The sequence below is a fragment of the Novosphingobium sp. 1529 genome, assembly GCF_040544855.1.
In the GTDB taxonomy this organism is placed as follows: domain Bacteria; phylum Pseudomonadota; class Alphaproteobacteria; order Sphingomonadales; family Sphingomonadaceae; genus Novosphingobium; species Novosphingobium capsulatum.
On record NZ_JBEPKW010000001.1, the window covers coordinates 352,236 to 369,927 of the forward strand.

At 67.0% G+C, this 17,692-nt stretch carries 14 protein-coding genes; 2 read left to right on the forward strand and 12 right to left on the reverse strand.

Annotated features, from left to right (window positions below):
- The first annotated feature begins 4 nt into the window (after positions 1-4).
- A complete protein-coding gene (locus ABIC78_RS01610) occupies positions 5-1,369 on the forward strand; it encodes a sensor histidine kinase (RefSeq protein ID WP_354487439.1) in 1,365 nt (454 codons plus the stop codon).
- 108 nt (positions 1,370-1,477) lie between these two features.
- Here the strand turns inward: ABIC78_RS01610 and ABIC78_RS01615 are convergent, their stop codons facing one another.
- A complete protein-coding gene (locus ABIC78_RS01615) occupies positions 1,478-4,873 on the reverse strand; it encodes a trifunctional glycoside hydrolase family 18/polysaccharide deacetylase/glycosyltransferase family 2 protein (RefSeq protein WP_354487441.1) in 3,396 nt (1,131 codons plus the stop codon).
- Between the two features lie 423 nt (positions 4,874-5,296).
- Between ABIC78_RS01615 and ABIC78_RS01620 the strand changes: the two genes are divergently transcribed.
- The gene (locus ABIC78_RS01620) at positions 5,297-6,145 is read left to right on the forward strand and encodes a DODA-type extradiol aromatic ring-opening family dioxygenase (RefSeq protein WP_062783536.1); all 849 of its coding nucleotides are present in this window, start codon (positions 5,297-5,299) and stop codon (positions 6,143-6,145) included.
- Positions 6,146-6,202: 57 nt separating this feature from the next.
- Here the strand turns inward: ABIC78_RS01620 and ABIC78_RS01625 are convergent, their stop codons facing one another.
- The 11 genes from ABIC78_RS01625 to ABIC78_RS01675 form a co-directional block, all read right to left on the reverse strand.
- A complete protein-coding gene (locus ABIC78_RS01625) occupies positions 6,203-8,266 on the reverse strand; it encodes a TonB-dependent receptor (protein ID WP_062783730.1) in 2,064 nt (687 codons plus the stop codon).
- A 322-nt stretch (positions 8,267-8,588) separates the two neighbouring features.
- Positions 8,589-9,002, reverse strand: coding sequence for a DUF3035 domain-containing protein (locus ABIC78_RS01630; RefSeq protein WP_022676779.1), 414 nt, complete (start codon positions 9,000-9,002; stop codon positions 8,589-8,591).
- 3 nt (positions 9,003-9,005) lie between these two features.
- Entirely contained in the window at positions 9,006-9,524 is a 519-nt protein-coding gene (gene lspA / locus ABIC78_RS01635) for a signal peptidase II (RefSeq protein WP_022676780.1), read from the reverse strand.
- Positions 9,521-12,277, reverse strand: coding sequence for an isoleucine--tRNA ligase (gene ileS, locus ABIC78_RS01640; RefSeq protein ID WP_354487444.1), 2,757 nt, complete (start codon positions 12,275-12,277; stop codon positions 9,521-9,523). Before ileS ends, lspA begins: the two co-directional genes overlap by 4 nt.
- A 229-nt stretch (positions 12,278-12,506) precedes the next feature.
- Positions 12,507-13,559, reverse strand: a complete 1,053-nt coding sequence (locus ABIC78_RS01645; RefSeq protein ID WP_354487446.1) for a glycerophosphodiester phosphodiesterase family protein — start codon at positions 13,557-13,559, stop codon at positions 12,507-12,509.
- 109 nt (positions 13,560-13,668) lie between these two features.
- Positions 13,669-14,598, reverse strand: a complete 930-nt coding sequence (locus tag ABIC78_RS01650; RefSeq protein ID WP_171799254.1) for a bifunctional riboflavin kinase/FAD synthetase — start codon at positions 14,596-14,598, stop codon at positions 13,669-13,671.
- Positions 14,595-15,107, reverse strand: a complete 513-nt coding sequence (locus tag ABIC78_RS01655) for a dihydrofolate reductase (protein WP_354487448.1) — start codon at positions 15,105-15,107, stop codon at positions 14,595-14,597. Before ABIC78_RS01655 ends, ABIC78_RS01650 begins: the two co-directional genes overlap by 4 nt.
- Positions 15,108-15,110: 3 nt before the next feature.
- On the reverse strand, positions 15,111-16,181 hold the full coding sequence (locus ABIC78_RS01660) for a 5-(carboxyamino)imidazole ribonucleotide synthase (RefSeq protein WP_171793247.1): 1,071 nt from the start codon (positions 16,179-16,181) through the stop codon (positions 15,111-15,113).
- Positions 16,178-16,675: a 5-(carboxyamino)imidazole ribonucleotide mutase gene (gene purE / locus ABIC78_RS01665; protein WP_054131784.1), complete on the reverse strand. Its 498-nt coding sequence runs from the start codon at positions 16,673-16,675 to the stop codon at positions 16,178-16,180. Before purE ends, ABIC78_RS01660 begins: the two co-directional genes overlap by 4 nt.
- Positions 16,676-16,707: 32 nt before the next feature.
- Positions 16,708-17,394, reverse strand: a complete 687-nt coding sequence (gpmA, locus tag ABIC78_RS01670) for a 2,3-diphosphoglycerate-dependent phosphoglycerate mutase (protein WP_028657981.1) — start codon at positions 17,392-17,394, stop codon at positions 16,708-16,710.
- Between the two features lie 75 nt (positions 17,395-17,469).
- Positions 17,470-17,634, reverse strand: coding sequence for a hypothetical protein (locus ABIC78_RS01675; RefSeq protein WP_167542861.1), 165 nt, complete (start codon positions 17,632-17,634; stop codon positions 17,470-17,472).
- Positions 17,635-17,692 lie beyond the last annotated feature (58 nt).

The window sequence follows — 17,692 nt, forward strand, 5'->3', positions numbered from 1 at the left end:
GACGATGTTCGGCCGGGCCATGCACCAGCGCCGCCTGTCGCCCACCATGCTGCGGCTGGTGGCGGCGGTCTTCGTGTTGCAGCTGCTGTCGAGCGCGGCGGCGATCTTCTTCCTGCGCACCCAGATGCTCGACGTGGTGCGGGCCGATCGCGAAGACCAGGTGATCGACGTGCGCGACGATCTGCTCGCCGCTTTCTACAGTGGCGGCCGGGAATCGCTGGATGATTTCATCCGCGATCAGCGCGGCAGCGTGGCCGATCCCGGTGTTTTCGTGGCGCTGGCCGGCGGCAGCGCGCCGGCGTTGACCAGCAATATCGATTTCGTCCCAGCCATTGCGCCGGGCCCGCGCCCGCAATCGGTGCTGGTGCGGCGGGGCGACAGCGCCACGGATCAGGAAGCGCTGGTTCTGGCCACGACCCTGCCCGATGGGGCCAAGCTGACCGTGGGATTGATGGGCGCCAGCGAGCGGCGCTTCAATTTGGCGTTTGCCGCCGCGATCGGGCTGACCATTGCCGTGGCCGTGGCGCTGGCGCTGTTGAGCGCGGTGGTGCTGGGCGTGGCGATCAGCAGCCGCACGCATGAAATCGCCCAGGCAGCCGAGGAACTGGCCGCCGGCAATTTCGGCATGCGCCTGGCCGAGGGACAAAGCGGCGATGGCTTTGACCACCTGCGCTTGCAGATGAACCAGATGGCCGAACGGATCGCCAGCCTGGTGGCGGAACTCGGCGCGGTGTCGGGCGCGCTGGCGCACGATCTGCGCTCTCCCGTCACGCGGCTTTCGGCCGCGATCGACACGGCGCTGGCCCGCGTTGACGAACCCGGCGCGATCGAGGCGTTGCAGGCCGCGCGCGCCGATGCCGACGGGCTGCGCGCGATGCTGGAAACCGCGCTGGAAATCAGCCGTCTGGAAGGTGGCACGGCGCAGGATCGGCGCGTCTCGCTCGACCTGGCGGCGGTGGCGGCCGACATGGCCGAGCTGTACGAGCCGCTGGCCGAGCAATCGGGCGTGACCATGACGCTGGACCTGGCGCCAGCCTGGATCATGGCCGACCGCGAGCTGATTTCGCGCGCCCTGGCCAATGCGATCGACAATGCCCTGAAATATGGTGGCACGGCCATCACCCTGCGCACCTGCGTGGCAGAGGGGGAGGCCGTGCTGGAAGTGGCCGACAATGGGCCGGGCATTGCCCCGGAGGATCGCCCCCGCGTGATCGAGCGGTTCGTACGGCTCGACAACGCCCGCACTCTGCCCGGCGGCGGCCTGGGCCTGTCGATGGTCAATGCCGTGGCGCGGCTGCATCGCGGGCGGCTGGAACTGGGCGAGGCGGCCGGCGGGGGCCTGTCGCTGACGCTGCACCTGCCGCGATAAAGCCGCGCGCCAGCAGCGAGCCAAGCGGGGCAGTTGGCCCTGCCCGCAGCCGTCCCGCCTTTCCGTTCGTCGCGCCGCGACGGGAAGGGCGGGAGGCCGGTTGCCGGGTCAGGAGGTCTTCTTGCCTTCCGGCGCGCTTACCCGGCCGGTACGCTCCAGCTTGCCCCAGCCGATGCCCAGGCCCGCCAGAGCGGCGCTGACCGCGCGGATCACCACGCCGTACATCAGCTGGCGATAGACGAAGCGCTGGCTGAGCAGCAGGAACGGCGGCAGGCGCTTTTCCCGCACGTCGAGCCGGAACGCCACCAGGCCGCAGGCGAGGTCGATCATGGTGAAGCCCAGCCAATAGGCGCCCATGCGCAGCACGTCGGTCTGCGTCTGGGCCCAGCCGTGCTGGATCACCCGCACGATCGTGCCGACGATCGAGATGCCAAGCGCCAGGTCGATCAGCGGAGAGGCGATGGCAAAGGCGATCTGGAACAGCCAGGCCTGCGGAATCCCCACGAAGGCCAGGCCCGAGGGGCGCTGCTGCGCCACCACGGCGCGATGCTTCCACAGGCATTGCAGCGTGCCGAACGCCCAGCGGAAACGCTGTTTGCCCAAGGCGCGCAGGGTTTCGGGTGCTTCGGTCCAGGCAACGGCGTCTTCGTCATAGGCCACCTTCCAGCCGTGGCGCTGGATGGCGATGGTCAGATCCTGGTCTTCAGCCAGGGTATCTTCGGGATAGCCGCCGACATCGTTGAGCGCTTCGCGGCGCCAGGCGCCGACAGCACCGGGCACGACCATGATCGCATCGAACCGGGTCAGCGCGCGGCGTTCGATGTTCTGCGCGGTGACATATTCCACCGCCTGCCAGCGGGTGACGAGGTTCACCCGGTTGCCGACCTTGGCATTGCCCGCCACCGCGCCGATTTCCGGCTTTTCGAACCAGCGCACCAGCTTGCCGATGGTGGCTGGTTCGAACTGGGTATCGGCATCGAGCGCGACGATGATCTCGCCATCGGCGGCGGCGAGCGCGCGGTTGAGCGCGCTGGCCTTGCCACCATTGACCAGCGTCATCAGCTGCACGCGCGGATCGTCGCCGAATGCCTTGGCCACGATCGCGCTGGTCGCGTCCTTGGATCCGTCATCGGCCACGATCACGTTGATCGCGGGATAAGTGCTCGCCAGGATGCGGTGCACCGAGGCTTCGATCACGCGCTCTTCGTTATAGGCCGGGATGATCACGGTCACGCGCGGCTGATAGGGCGTGGGATCTTCCCCGCCGTCCTTGGTGCGATTGAGCCAGGGCAGGTCCAGCTTGCGCTGCGGGAACAGCGCCAGGCCGGTCAGCCCGACAGCGCGCAGCGTGCCCAGCGCAATGGCAAAGAAGAACGTCCAGTTGAGCGTGGCAAGCGCCGCAGCCAGCACGGCAAAGATGCCGATGTCGAGCCGCACTGCCATGAGATCCCAGCCCTTGACCGCCGGCATCACGTCATCACGCTTGAGCCCGGCCAGCGTGGACACCGGCACGAAGCGATAGCCCTGCGCCTGCAACTGTTGGATGATCCGCGGCAGGGCGGCCACGGTCTGCGAACGATCGCCACCGCCATCATGCAGCAGGATCACGTTGGCAGAGCGATCGGCATTGCCCGCGTTGACCGCATCGACCGTCAGCTTCACCACTTCGTCGGCCGGGCGGCGCATCCAGTCGCCCGGATCGGCGTGCAGGCCGACAATGGTATAGCCCTGGTTCTGCGCGACCAGCGCCGGATCGAGTTCGTCGGCCGTGGTCGGCTCGGCGTCCCCGAAGTAGGGGGCGCGGAACAGGCGGGTGGAACGCCCGGTATAGGCCTCGATCAGGCGCTGCGTGGCATTGAGCTCCAGCTTGATCCCGGTCGGCGTGCTGTTGGCCATGTTGGGATGGGTATAGCTGTGGTTGCCGATCTCATCGCCGTCGGCCACCATGCGTTGCAGCAGGCCGCGATTGGCCACGCCGTTTTCGCCGATGACGAAGAACGTGCCGGGCACGTGATACTTTTCCAGGATCGCCAGGATCTGCGGCGTCCAGGTCGGATCGGGGCCATCGTCGAACGTCAGCGATACCAGCTTGGGCCGGTCGCCGGTGCGGCGCACGACATAGGGCGTAGGCAGCGAATCATAGCGTTCGCCCGTCACCAGGCCGAGGCGGTGATCGGTGGCGAGGGTGCGCGTGCCGGGCGTGGGCGTGGCATCGATGCGCAGGATTTCGCCGTTGCCTTCCACGTCGACGTTGCTGCTTTGCGTGATGCGCGAAAGATCGGGCAGCGTCTTGCTGCCACTGCGCCAGGTCTTGAGCACGTCCCAGAAGCCGGGATCTTCCGAACCCAGCCGCCACAACGCCACCGAGCCGAGGCCCAACTGGCGCAGCATCAGCATCTGGTTCCAGCTGGTGGCGGCATCGAGCGTCCACACATCGTGGCGCACGGCGGGGGTGCCATCCTGGGTATCGGCATCGTCGGTATAGGCAAAGCCGACATTGCCGCTGGCCTTGTCCCACGCGGGCATGGTGCCGCTGTCGTGCGCGGCCAGCCAGGCTTCTTCGATGGTCAGCGCATCGGCATGGCCTTCGTGCCAGTCATAGCCATAGCTGCCCAGCGCGACGACGACCTTGCCCGGCGCGGTGCCCTTGATCATGTCAGCCACGTGGCCCAGGAACCAGCCGTTCGAGGCGATCGGCCCAGGCTGGCCGCCCTGCCAGTGCTCGTCGTAGGCCATCAGCACGATCTTGTCGGCGACATCGGCAAAGGCGCGCGGGTGCCAGTTCTCGTCATCCACCGGCATGGTGATCGCCACCACGCGGTGCTTGGGGGCGAGGCGGGCGTGCAGGTCGGCGGTGAACTTGTGCAGCCCGGCCAGCGCGGTCTGCGGCAGGTTTTCGAAGTCGATCATCACGCCCGCATCGCCCGACTTGTCGAGCGCGGCATCGATCGCGGTGGCCAGGGCCAGGCGGCGCGCCGGGTTGGCCAGCACGGCGGCGGTGCCGGCGCCATCCCAGCCGGTGTTCTCGCGCACGTTCTGCAAGACCGGCACCACCAGCGGGCGGTGCAGCGACCCGGTAATGATCCGGCGCATCGGCGCATCGTCGGTCACCGTCAGGTTGCCGGCGTGATCGATCGACATCAGCGTGGGCGCAACCCAATCGAGCTGGCCGACGTGGTGTTGCAGCGCGCCAGCGCTTTCATCGCTTTCTGCCTGGTAGAACCCGATGGTGATCGGTGCGGTCTGCTGGCGCGCGGGCACCACGGTCGCGGGCCGGCCCAGCAGCGCGGCCAGGCGGTGGGACAGGCGGCTGACCTGGCCCTTGAGCCGCAGCGGCGCCATGTGTTCCTGGGCAAAGTTCAGCGGTTCGCGCGGCGTAACCGTGGCCACGGTGGTGGCAAAGACCACGCACATGCCCACCAGAATGGCCAATACGGCAAAGGCCAGGCGGCGGGTCCAGCGACGGCGCTGGCCGGTGGGATCGAAGAAGATGGGGCGTGACACGGCCTGGGATGTTCCGAAACGAGAGGTTTTCCGACGTACTGGATGGTATGCCGCGGAAAGGGCAAGGGCCCTGTGCGCATCGACGGCTACCGGAAAACCGGGGATCGGGAAAGCGGGGTCTGCGCCATGCGGCAGGGTGACGGCGAGCAGCCCAAGCGGAACCGGAACAGGGGACCGTCACGTCGCGGGTCCAAGCTGCTCACCGTCGAAAAGCGGTCTAGCCCGTGTGCCCTGCCGGGGGCGTGATCAAAACATTACGGTTTGGCCATGGTGCCACCCTTTGCTGCGGTTTTGCGCCCTGCATCCGGCCATCTGCCGCAAGGGAGCGGCGCGTTCAACTTGGGCCAACAAGATGCGCAGGGTTTTGGCCGCTGTCATTGGCCACAACAATCCATAGATAGGACGGGAAAGGATGGATTTCGCATGCAGCAACAGCCGGTGTTCTTTCTCTCGCACGGCGGCGGCCCCTGGCCCTGGCTCGATGGCCCGTTCCGCGAAGGCTTTGCCTGGCTGGAAGCCTCGCTCAAGGCTTTGCCCGCGCAATTGCCTGCCCGTCCGCGCGCGGTGCTGGTGGTTTCAGGCCATTGGGAAGAGCCGCAGTTCACCGTGTCGACCGCCGCGCAGCCGGGCATGGTCTATGACTATTACGGCTTTCCCGAACACACCTATCACATCCGCTATCCCGCGCCCGGTGCGCCCGATCTGGCGCGGCGCGTGGTGGAACTGGGCAAGGCAGCCGGCATCGCGATGGGCACCGATCCGACGCGCGGTTTCGACCACGGCACGTTCTCGATGCTGCAGCCGATCTGGCCCGAGGCGGATATTCCCGTGCTCAGCCTGTCGCTGCGCGCCGACTATGATGTCGCGGCGCACCTGGCGCTGGGCCGCGCCCTGGCGCCCTTGCGCGACGAAGGCGTGCTGATCATCGGGTCGGGGTTCAGCTATCACAACCTGCGCCAGTTCAACGCCGCGGCGGCGGCGCCATCGGCAGCCTTCGATGCCTGGCTGCGCCATGCCCTGATCGATCTGGCGCCGGCCGAACGCGCGGCGGCGCTGCTGGAATGGGAAAAGGCGCCGGCCGCGCGCATCTGCCATCCGCAGGCCGATCACCTCATCCCGCTGATGGTTGCGGTGGGTGCGGCCGGAAATGATCCGGGCATCTGCGTCTATTCGGAAAACGACCTGCGCGGCGCGATTACCGCGTCCAGCTATCGCTTTGGCAGCGATGCCACGCCCAGCGGTTTCGATCGCATCGGCGGCAGTGGCCGCTGAAGCCGGGATGAAGGATGGCGTGCGGTTCCTGTCATGGGGAACCGCACGCCATGGCCATCAGAACGTGGCGGCCTTGATCACGAAGCGGACCGAGCGGCCCGGCATGACCACCAGATCCTTGTTGAGCGCGGTGGCCAGGCGCTGGGTATCGTCGGTCAGGTTCTGGCCCACGATCGCCAGCTCGATGCCGGGGTGGCTCTTGAACGGGCGCCACGCGACATTCATGTTGAGGTTGTTGTAGCCAGCGGTGGGCGTGTCGAAATCGCCCGCCTTGTCCTGCCGGCCATAGTGGCTGAACATGATCCCGGCATCGAGCGTCTTGCCCGCCCAGGCAAAGCCGCCGCCGATGCGGTAGGGCGGGATGCGCGGCACGTTGGAGCCGTTGTCGAGCGTTGCGCGGGTGTAATCGCCCAGCACCTTGGCGGTGAACGTGCCTTCGTCGGTCTTGACCAGCTCCTGGCTCATTTCCGCTTCAAGCCCGCGGAACTTCGCGCCCTGCTGGCGATAGAACAGCTCGCGCAGTTCGCCGTCGGGGCTGGCGGTGCACACGCCATCATCATCGCAGGTGCGGCCGGTCAGCTCGCCATAGATATAGTTCTTGTACCACGTGTAATAGACCGAACCGGTGAAGGCAAAGCCGCCCTGGCGCACGCGCAGGCTGCCTTCGAGCGAATTGGCGCGCTCGATCTTGAGGTTGGGATCGCCGGTCTCAAAGGTCTGCGGGCCATCGTGGGCGCCGCGTGCGAACAGTTCGGTCAGCGCCGGCGCGCGCCCGGTGCTGGAGAAGTTGAGGCCGAACTTGACTGCCTTGATCGGCGTATAGAGCACGCCGATCGCGCCGCTCACCGGCGTGTACTTGCGCACGGTGAAGGCATCATCGGCCGGGGTGCCGGTGATGCGCACGTGTTCCACGCGGCCGCTGGCTTCCACGTGGAGCGGATCGGCGAGCTGGATTTCGGTGAACAGGTAGCCGGCGATGTTCTGGCTGGTGGCCGGGTTCAGGTAGCTGCTGTCTTCGCCCACGGCCGAGAAATCGCGGTGCTGGTATTCCACGCCCAGCGCAGTGTTGCGCACCGGGCCCATGGCATTGAGCAGCAGTTCGCCGCGGCCGTTCCATTCCTTGTTCTTGAAGGTGGTGTTGATCGACCCATCCGGGTTCTTTTCCGAATGCTGGTAATCGCCATAGCTGCCGTCGAGCGTAAACGTCTTGAGCAGGCCCGAATCCAGCGCAAAGCTGTTGCGCGTCATCACCTTGGTCTGGCGCATGTCGATATAGGTGGTGTCGCTGGGAATGCCGTAGCGCGCGTCATAGTGCGTGACGGCCAGGCCCACGTGGCTCTTGTCGCCAGGCAGGAAATACGAGCCACCAACAGAGCCGCCCCAGCCGTTGAACCAGGAGTTCTGCTGGGTGCCGAGCGGGGTGTCATAGTTGTCGGTGGTGCGCCAGAACCCGTCGGCATGCAGGGCCAGCTGGCCAGCCTTGCCATCGACCAGCGCTGCGGTTTCGACGCCCTTGTTCACCGTGGTGTAGCTGGTGCTGGCTTCGGCCGAGATCGCCTCGGTCGGCAGGGTGGTGGGCACGCGGTTGTTGATCGTGTTAACCACGCCGCCGATCGCCTGGCTGCCATAGCGCAGCGTGGCCGCGCCGCGCACCACTTCGATCGAGCGGGCCGAGAGCGGATCGATGGGAATGCCGTGGTCGGGGCCGATGTCCGACACGTCGGAACTGGACGTGCCGTCTTCGAGCAGGCGCACGCGGTTGCTGTCCATGCCGCGAATGATCGGGCGGCTGGCGCCAGAGGCAAAGCCGGTGGACGACACGCCGGGCACATCGCGCAGGGCATCGGCAATGCTGGCACCGCCAGCGCGCGAGATCGCATCGGCATCGACGCGCGCGGAAACCGTGGGCGTATCATCGATGGTGTGGCCAAACGGCGTGGCGGTGACCACGATCGGCATGGCATTGCTGCTGCCGCCGCCCGCCGTGCCGCCATCGGCCGCGCCGTCGCTGGCAGGCGCGTCGGCCGCTGGGGCATCAGCCGCCGGGGACGGGGCATCGGCCCAGGCCACAGCAGGGGCCAGAGCCAGGACCGCTGATCCCAGCATCAGGATGGAACGCATCGAAATCTCCTCCATAAACCTTGCATGCACCCACGCTGGCGCGCTGTTGGCAGCGCCGCCTGACGCAGGCGTGGTGTTCGTCGGCCTCTCCGCCGGGTTCGTTCCCCTTGTTCGGGAACGATATAACATTTCATTGTTGCAGCCAGCAAGGGCCGCTTGCGGCGCTTTCTGGCCCTATTTTACCTGAACGTAACATGAAGCAATGTCAGGAAATGCTGCTACCGGCGTCACTTACCGCAAGGGCGGCGGCGCGGCGGGGCATGAAAAAGCCCGCCGGGAATGCCGGCGGGCCTTTTGCAATGCATGTCCTGGCGCGGCGCGATCAGCCCGGGATGGATGCGCGGGCAGCAGCGCCATCGCCCTGCGGCGCGGCGAGGATATCCTTGACCTGGGCGCCCTTGGCGACGGTCTTGGTCTGCGGATCGCCCACCGTGCTGCGGATGCCGACGGCCGAAGCGCCAGCCTTGCCCAGGGTGTCGGTCTCCACCGCGCTGCGCGGTGCGGGGCCGCCGAACAGGGCATCGAGCGCCTGCTTCGACGAATCGACATCCTGCGGACGTGGCGCGCCGGGGTTGGGCGGGGTCAGCGCGAAATCGGGCGGAACGACCAGCGGCGCCTGGCGGCTGACGGCGAATTCGTCAGGGCGCACGCGGTTGAACAGCGAGCTGTTGGAGCTGCACGCAGCCAAAAAGCTCCCGGCCGAAACGAGAAAGGCAAGGGCGACGGCTTTGCGCATTACTTAAATCTCCGTTGGGCTGGGGCTGCCCGGCTCGCGCTTTTCGCGCGAAAACAGCGAACGGGCAAGCAGGATCAGCACGCCCAGCGTGATTGCCGCGTCCGCCAGGTTGAAAATCTGGAAGGGCCGAACCTCACCGAAATGCAGATCGGCATAGTCGATCACATAGCCACGGGTGAAGCGGTCATAGATGTTGCCCATCGCCCCGCCCAGGATCACGGCCAGGCCAGCCAGCTCGCCCATGGCCTTTTCGCGCAGCATCCAGATCGCCACGCCCAGCGCGATCAGCCCGGTCATGGCCAGCAGCGCCAGCCGGCCCTCGCTGGAACTGGCGCTCAGCAGGCCCAGCGACACGCCCAGGTTCTGCGTCCAGCGCAGGCTGAAAAAGCTGGTGATGTAGATCGCGCCCTGTTCGGGCAGGGCCAGCGGCCCGGCGATCCACGCCTTCACCCCCCGGTCCACCGCAAAGGTGGCCAGGGCCAGGGCGAACCCGGCCAGGCGGTTGCGCGTCAGCAGGCTCACGCGGCGTGCTCGTCGATGGCGGCAACCACGCTTTCGCAGCGGCCGCACAGCGCGCCGTCTTCGGTCACTTCGGGAAGGTGGCGCCAGCAACGGCCGCACTTGTGGTCATCGGTTCGGGTCACGGAAAGCTCCTGCCCACGCGCAACTGTCGCGCTGATGAACAGTTCCGCCAGGCCGCCTTCGGCTTCGGGGGCGTCGGCCGGCACGGTGACCTTGGCTTCCAGGCCCGAACCCAGCACCTTTTCGCGGCGCAGCGGCTCGATCGCCTCGTTCACGCTGGTGCGCAGCGCGCGCAGGCGTTCCCATTGCGCCGTGTCGGCCTCTGCCGCCGGCAGTTCGGGCCATTCCAGCAGGTGGACCGAGGCGCCGGGATAGCGGCTCTGCCACACTTCCTCGGCCGTGAAGACCATGACCGGCGCGCCATAGCGCACCAGCGCGTGGAACAGCACGTCGAGCACGGTGCGATAGGCGCGGCGCTTGGCATCGGCCGGCGCATCGCAATAGAGGCTGTCCTTGCGGATATCGAAGAAGAACGCCGACAGGTCTTCGTTGCAGAACTCGGTCAGGCTGCGGACATAGGTGTTGAAGTCATAGTCCGCCACGGCCTGGCGCAGGGTGGCGTCGAGCCCAGCGAGGCGCGCCAGCATGTAGCGCTCCAGTTCGGGCATGTCCTGCGGCGCCACGCGCTCGTCTTCGCTGAACCCGTCGAGCGCGCCGAGCAGATAGCGATAGGTGTTGCGCAGCTTGCGATACTGGTCGGCCACCCCGGCGAGGATTTCCTTGCCGATGCGGTGATCCTCGGTGAAATCCACCGACAGCGCCCACAGCCGCAGGATATCGGCGCCGTAATCGCGCATCAGGTCCAGCGGGCTGATCGTGTTGCCCAGCGACTTGGACATCTTGAGGCCCTTGGCGTCCATGGTGAAGCCGTGGGTGAGCACGGCATCATAGGGCGCACGGCCACGCGTGGCGCAGCTTTCGAGCAGCGAGGACTGGAACCAGCCGCGATGCTGGTCGCTGCCTTCCAGGTAGAGATCGGCCGGCCAGCGCAGTTCGGGCCAGCGCCCGGATTCCAGCACGAAGGCGTGGGTGGAGCCGGAATCGAACCACACGTCGAGAATGTCGGTGATGCGCTCGTAATCATCGGCGTTGTAATCGGCGCCGAGGTATTCCTGCGCGCGCTGGTCGTCCCAGGCGTCGACGCCCTCGGCCGTGATCCCGGCGATGATCCGGGCGTTGACCGCGGGATCAGCCAGGTACTGGCCGGTCTGGCGGTTGACGAACAGGGTGATCGGCACGCCCCAGGCGCGCTGGCGCGACAGCACCCAGTCGGGCCGCCCTTCGACCATGGCGCCGATGCGGTTGCGGCCCTTTTCCGGCACGAAGCGGGTGGCCGCGATCGCCGCCACGGCCTTTTCGCGCAAGCTGCCGCCCTCGCGCGCCTGGTCCATCGGCACGAACCACTGCGGCGTGCAGCGGAAGATCACCTTGGCCTTCGACCGCCACGAGTGGGGATAGGAATGTTTGTAGTCCGCGCTCGCGGCCATCAGCGCGCCGACTTCGGCCAGGGCCGCGCAGATCGGGCCATCGGGCGCGTTGAACTTGGGATTGATCACGCTGCCCTGGCCGGCCAGCCAGCCCCAGTCTTCGCGATACTTGCCATCGGCGGTAACGGCGAACTTGGGCTCGATCCCGTGCGTCTTGCACAGCTCAAAGTCGTCCTCGCCATGGTCGGGCGCCATGTGCACCAGGCCGGTGCCCGATTCGGTGGTGACGAAATCGCCGGCGAGCAGCGGGCGCGGCTCGGCAAAGAAGCCGCCCAGCGCATGCATCGGGTGACGGGCCACGGTGCCGGCAAGGTCAGCGCCTTTGCCGGTCCACAGGGGGGCGTCCAGTGTCACGCCAAAGCGCGTGGCTGCCGCCTCGGCGAGCAGCGCGGCCAGCAGCACGCGCTTGTCGCCGGCCTGCACCAACACGTAATCGACCTCAGGCCCATAGGCGAGCGCCTGGTTCACCGGGATCGTCCACGGCGTGGTGGTCCAGATCACCGCATAGGCGCCCTTGAGCGCTTCGATCGGCGAATCCGTGATTTCAAACGCCACGTCGATCTGGGTGGAAACGATGTCCTCGTATTCCACTTCGGCTTCGGCCAGCGCGGTCTTTTCCACCGGGCTCCACATCACCGGCTTGGCGCCGCGATAGAGCTGGCCGGATTCGGCGAACTTGAGCAGTTCGCCCACGATCGTCGCTTCGGCCTGGAAATCCATGGTCAGGTAGGGTCGGTCCCAGGCGGCGTTGATGCCCAGGCGCTTCAGCTGCTCGCGCTGCACGTCCACCCACTTCTGGGCATAGGCGCGGCATTCGGCGCGGAATTCCTTGGGCGGAACCTCGTCCTTGTTCTTCTTCTTCTTGCGGTATTCTTCCTCGACCTTCCACTCGATGGGCAGGCCGTGGCAATCCCAGCCGGGTACATAGGGCGCGTCCTTGCCCAGCAGGGTCTGGGTGCGCACCACCATGTCCTTCAGGATATGGTTCAGCGCATGGCCGATGTGCATGTCGCCATTGGCATAGGGCGGGCCATCGTGAAGGATGAACTTTTCCCGGCCTTCGCGCGCGGCGCGCAGCTGGCCATAAATGTCTTCATCCTGCCACCGCGCGAGAATCCCCGGCTCCTTTTGCGGGAGCCCGGCCTTCATGGGAAAATCGGTCTTCGGCAGGAAGACGGTCGATCGATAGTCGCGCGTTTCGGTCATGATCGGCGGGCCTTAGCGATCTGTGCGGATTCCTGCAAATGCCGGATGCAGGCAAATGCGGGCCATGCCGCTTCTCACTCCCCCCACATCCATCATTCCACGTCACCCCGGGCTTGACCCGGGGTCCCGCTATTCTTCGACGAACAGCGCAAGGTGGCCAAAAGAAGCTGGACCCCGGATCAAGTCCGGGGTGACGAACGGGTTGGGAGTGGGGGCGACACCGCCCCCATCACGGCGTGTTCTCGTCGCGGTCCTGCGCGGCCACGGCTTCGGCGTTGGTGCGCGCGTCCATGTCGGGGCGCAGGGCGGGGCCGACGGTCCAGAAATTGTCGATCAGCACGGTGCCGTGGAACGATGCGGGCACCTGCGGCAATTCGCGCGCATGGCGTAGGCCGGTGCCCAGGGCATCACCGCTGCCCTCGCTGGCCACCGCCATGACATGGCCGCCCACGCCCTCGATGCGCTGCTGCACGCGGTTGGGCCAGCCCCACAGGGTGATGGCGCCCTTGGGAAAACTGTCTTCGAGCGCCGCGATCATCGTGGCGCCCTGGCAGCTGGCCGGCACCAGCGAGGTCCAGCCTTTCCAGCGATAGTCAGTGGTGCAGGTGCGGCTTTGGACAGGGTCGATCGTCCAGGCGCCGGGCAGCGCCTGGTTCACCGCTGCCACCAGCGCGGCATTGCCGACAAAGCCCTCGCCCAGCGCGCGTGCATCATGGCCATTGCGCTTGAGCGCGTCGACCAGCAGCGGCACGGCGGCCACGTCGTTGCCGGGAAAGCGATAGATAAAGCGGCCGCTCGCGCTGGCGGCCAGGATCTCGTCGAGCGAGGGGATCAGCCCGCGCCCCTTGCCGCGCAGGGGAAAGGTCTTGCCGCCATCGGCGCTATAGCCATAGGCCGCGTCGAGCCGGGCCAGCCCGGCCATGGTCATCTGCGTGACCGGGCCGGTCGCCTCGGTGCGGCAGCCCAGATCGGCGTCGGGATAGAGCGCAAGGTGGTTGTCGGCCGTGCGCACCACGTCGATCGCCACGTAATCGGCGCCCATGCGCCGCGCGGTAAAGACGGAGCGGGCGGTATCTTCGAGAATGGCATGGAGTGGGGGCAGGATTTCCCGCGCCGGGCAAGGGGCATTGCGCCCGCCCGGCTTGTAATCCTGGGTGATGCCGCCGTTGGCGATCAGGCGCGGCCGCCCGGGCGCGGCGGTGACGATCCAGCTGGCATTGACGAAGGTGAGCACCAGAAAGGCCAGCGCCCCGGTAAACAGAGCGCCCCGCAACCACACCATGCCATGTCCTTTCCACCCAGCCCGATAAGATCGGGCCCCGCGCGATCAAGCCGTGGCGGGCTGGCCTGTCAACCAGGCAGCCGCCAATCGCGTCGAAACGGAGGAAAAATCAGGCGTTTTCCAGCAGCCGGCGCGCTTCCAGGCAATCGCGCGCCATTTGCGCCACCAGCGCATCCAGGCTGTCGAACTTGGCCTCGGGGCGCAGGAAGTGGTGGAAGCTGACTTCGATTTCCTGGCCATAGAGATCGCCGGTGAAATCGAAGAAGTGCGGCTCCAGCAGTTCCTTGGGCGGATCGAACGTGGGGCGGATGCCCACGTTGGCCGCACCCAGCAGTTCGCGCCCGTCGCACAGGCGGCCCTTGACGGCATAGATGCCATAGGCCGGGCGCAGATACTTGCCCATGGCCAGGTTGGCGGTGGGGAAATTGATCGTTCGGCCCACTTTGTCGCCATGCTGGACAATGCCGCGAATGGCAAAGGGCCGCGTCAGCAGCGCCGCCGCCGTGGCGCAATCGCCGGCCTTGAGCGCTTCGCGCACGCGGCTGGATGACACCACCACGCCGTCGCGCTGCACCGGGCCCACCGCGCGGGCGGAAAGCCCGTATTGCGCGCCCAGTTCGCGCAGCACGGAGATGTTGCCGCCGCGCTGCTTGCCAAAGGTGAAATCCTCGCCGGTCACCACGCCGGCGGCGCCGATGCGATCGGCCAGCAACTGGCCCACGAAATCCTGCGCGCTGGTCTGGGCCAGGGTGGCGTCGAATTCGAACACCAGCATGGCATCGGCGCCAGCGGCGGCGAACAGTTCCTGCCGCTGGTCAAGCGAGGTGAGGCGGAACGGCGGCGCCTTGGGATCGAAATGGCAGACCGGATGGGGATCGAAGGTGGCGATCATCACCAGGCGGCCTTCGGCCCGCGCCCAGCGCACCGCTTCGGCCACCACGGCCTGGTGGCCCAGGTGGAACCCGTCGAAATTGCCCAGCGCCACGATGGCGCCGCGCCAGTTTTCAGGCACGCGCTCGCGTGCATAGAGCCGGATCATGGCGTGCTGCCTTCTTGTTGTGCATCGGCCCGTTCCAGCGTGACAAAGGCAAAGGCCGGGTGGCCGGGGCCGGCATCATGCTCGCTGCGGGCAATCTCGTGCCAGGCGGCATCGGGATAGGGCATCGTCGTATCGCCGCCAAACGCGCCATGCACTTCGGTCAGTTCAAAGCGGCTGGCCAGCGGCGCAAACAGCGCCAGCATTTCCGCCCCGCCGATCACTGCCGCTTCCGCCTCGTCGGCCACGCTCGCCAGCGCTTCGTCCAGGCTGTGTACCACCTGCGCGCCCGGCGCCGACCAGGCGGCATCGCGGGTCAGCACCACATGGCGGCGGCCGGGCAGCAGGCCGGGCAGCGATTCGAAGGTCTTGCGGCCCATGATCATCGGCTTGCCCATGGTCAGGGCCTTGAACCGCTTGAGATCGGCGGGAATGTGCCAGGCGAGCTTGCCCTTGTCGCCGATCGTGCCGTCCTGGGCCCGCGCCACGATCAGGAACAACGCCGCGCCCATGGCTTACTGCACCAGCCGGGTAACATGGCCCATCTTGCGGCCCGGGCGCGTTTCCGCCTTGCCATAGAGGTGCAGGTGATTGGCCGGATCGGCCAGCAGTTGCGGCCAGGCATCGGCCGCTTCGCCGATCAGGTTGTCCATCACCGCGCCCTGGGTGACGAGTTCGGTGCTGCCCAGCGGCAGGCCCAGGATCGCGCGCACGTGATTCTCGAACTGGCTGGCGATGGCGCCTTCGATGCTCCAGTGCCCGGAATTGTGCACGCGCGGCGCCATTTCGTTGAACACCGGGCCATCGCGGGTGGCAAAGAATTCCAGCGTCAGCACGCCGACATAGTCCAGCGCGGCGGCCACTTGCTTGGCCAGCGCGCGCGCGGTGGGCACTTGCGCGGCGATCTCGGCTGGGGCGGGCACGGTGGAGCGCGCCAGGATGCCGTCTTCGTGCTCGTTGCGGGCGCTGTCCCAGAACTGCACGCTGCCATCCTGCGCGCGCACCAGGATTACCGAAAATTCGCCGAAGAACTCGACAAAGCCTTCGTAGATCAGCGGCACGGCGGGCAAGTCCAGCCCGGCGGCGTCGGCCGGGGTCATGATGCGCCACTGGCCCTTGCCGTCATAGCCATCGCGTCGGGTCTTGAGAATGCCGGGAGCACCGATCGTTGCCACGGCGCGGGCAAGATCCTCCGCCCCGTCCACCTGCATCCACGGTGCCGGGCGGCCGCCGAGCGTTTCCACGAATGATTTCTCGTTCACCCGGTCCTGCGCCACTTCCAGCGCGCGCGCGGGCGGGAACAGCGCGGCATGGGGCAGGATCGCTGCCAGTGGCGCGGCGGCCACGTTCTCGAATTCATAAGTGACGACGGCGACTTGCGCGGCAAAGGCAGCCAGCGCGGCTTCATCGTCATACGTGCCCTGGGTATAGGCCGCGCTCACCTGCGCCGCGACGGATTCCGCGCGCGGTTCGGGGGCATAGACATGCGCGCAATAGCCCAGCTGCGCGGCGGCCAGGGCCATCATCCGGCCCAGTTGCCCGCCGCCCAGGATGCCGATCGTCGCGCCAGGGCCAAAGGTCTTCATTGCGGACGCTCGGCTACGGCATCCGTCTGCGCCTGGCGGAACGCGATCAGGCGCTGCGCCAGTGCCGCGTCGGTGGTGGCCAGGATCGATGCCGCCAGAATGCCGGCGTTGGTGGCGCCCGGCGCCCCGATCGCCAGGGTGCCCACCGGAATGCCGCCGGGCATCTGCACGATCGAGAGCAGGCTATCCATGCCCTTGAGCGCCTTGGATTCCACCGGCACGCCCAGCACGGGCAGATGCGTCATCGACGCGACCATGCCCGGCAGGTGCGCTGCGCCGCCGGCCCCGGCGATCACCACCTTGAAGCCGGCGGTGTGCGCGGTCTTGGCAAAGTCCACCAGCCGATCAGGCGTGCGATGGGCCGAAACGATGCGGCATTCGTGGGCCACCCCCAGCTTTTCCAGCACGGCGGCGGCGTTCTTCATCGTCTCCCAGTCGGACTGGCTGCCCATGATGATGGCAACCTGCGCGCCGACTTGCGCACTTTCACTCATCCCAAATCCCCCATCGGGTGTCGGTGCGCTCCTCAGCGCTCCGACAGGTAATAGCGTTCCACTTCGGCCAGGTTGTCGTCCAGTTCATAGACGATCGGCTGGCCGGTGGGGATTTCCAGGCCGGTGATATCGGCATCGGAAATGCCCGACAGGTGCTTGACCAGCGCGCGCAGCGAATTGCCATGGGCCGAAACGATCACGGTTTCCCCGGCCTTGAGGGCGGGCACGATCAGCTCTTCATAGGCCGGCAGTACGCGGGCGATGGTGTCCTTGAGGCTTTCGGTGGCGGGCACAGGAATGCCGGCATAGCGCGGATCGCTGGCCAGATCGAACGCGCTGCCCGCTTCGAGCACCGGCGGCGGAATGTCGAAGCTGCGGCGCCACACCTTGACCTGCTCGTCACCATGCTTGGCGGCGGTTTCCGCCTTGTCGAGGCCAGTCAGCCCGCCATAGTGCCGCTCGTTGAGGCGCCAGTCCTTGGTTTCGGGCACCCACAGGCGGCCGGCGGCTTCCAGCGCCAGGTGCAGCGTCTTGATCGCGCGGGTCTGGAGCGAGGTGAACGCCACCGTGGGCAGCACGCCCTTGTCTTTCAGCAGCTGGCCGGCGGCAAAGGCTTCGGCCGCGCCCTTTTCGGTCACGTCCACGTCCCACCAGCCGGTGAAGCGGTTTTCCAGGTTCCATTGCGACTGGCCGTGACGAATCAGGATCAAACGGGGCATCGAGGCTTCCTGCTGCAAGAAAGGAGACAAGAGAACGCGGCCCCTAGCGGGCCGGGGGCGATTTGGAAAGGCGAGTCACGCCGATTCGCCGCCATTCTCCCCGCGCTGCGGCGCCATTTCTTCTTGGGTCTCTGAAAGCGCGCGCGCCTGTGCTTTGCGGCGGCGCAGGTTCTCGCGCAGGCGCTGGGCAAGGCGCTCTTCGCGGCGGGCGGCAGGCGATGGGGTTTTCGACAGGTTCATGGCCATGGTTCTTTGCCGCGCGAATTTTTTGCCGGCAACCCCGCTTGACTTTGCCAAC

Coding starts and splice junctions, on each gene's coding strand:
- ABIC78_RS01610 (WP_354487439.1), top strand. CDS start 5: ATGTTCGGCCGGGCCATGCACCAGCGCCGCCTGTCGCCCACCATGCTG.
- ABIC78_RS01620 (WP_062783536.1), top strand. CDS start 5,297: ATGCAGCAACAGCCGGTGTTCTTTCTCTCGCACGGCGGCGGCCCCTGG.
- ABIC78_RS01625 (WP_062783730.1), bottom strand. CDS start 8,266: ATGCGTTCCATCCTGATGCTGGGATCAGCGGTCCTGGCTCTGGCCCCT.
- ABIC78_RS01630 (WP_022676779.1), bottom strand. CDS start 9,002: ATGCGCAAAGCCGTCGCCCTTGCCTTTCTCGTTTCGGCCGGGAGCTTT.
- ileS (WP_354487444.1), bottom strand. CDS start 12,277: ATGACCGAAACGCGCGACTATCGATCGACCGTCTTCCTGCCGAAGACC.
- ABIC78_RS01645 (WP_354487446.1), bottom strand. CDS start 13,559: ATGGTGTGGTTGCGGGGCGCTCTGTTTACCGGGGCGCTGGCCTTTCTG.
- ABIC78_RS01650 (WP_171799254.1), bottom strand. CDS start 14,598: ATGATCCGGCTCTATGCACGCGAGCGCGTGCCTGAAAACTGGCGCGGC.
- ABIC78_RS01655 (WP_354487448.1), bottom strand. CDS start 15,107: ATGGGCGCGGCGTTGTTCCTGATCGTGGCGCGGGCCCAGGACGGCACG.
- ABIC78_RS01660 (WP_171793247.1), bottom strand. CDS start 16,181: ATGAAGACCTTTGGCCCTGGCGCGACGATCGGCATCCTGGGCGGCGGG.
- purE (WP_054131784.1), bottom strand. CDS start 16,675: ATGAGTGAAAGTGCGCAAGTCGGCGCGCAGGTTGCCATCATCATGGGC.
- gpmA (WP_028657981.1), bottom strand. CDS start 17,394: ATGCCCCGTTTGATCCTGATTCGTCACGGCCAGTCGCAATGGAACCTG.
- ABIC78_RS01675 (WP_167542861.1), bottom strand. CDS start 17,634: ATGAACCTGTCGAAAACCCCATCGCCTGCCGCCCGCCGCGAAGAGCGC.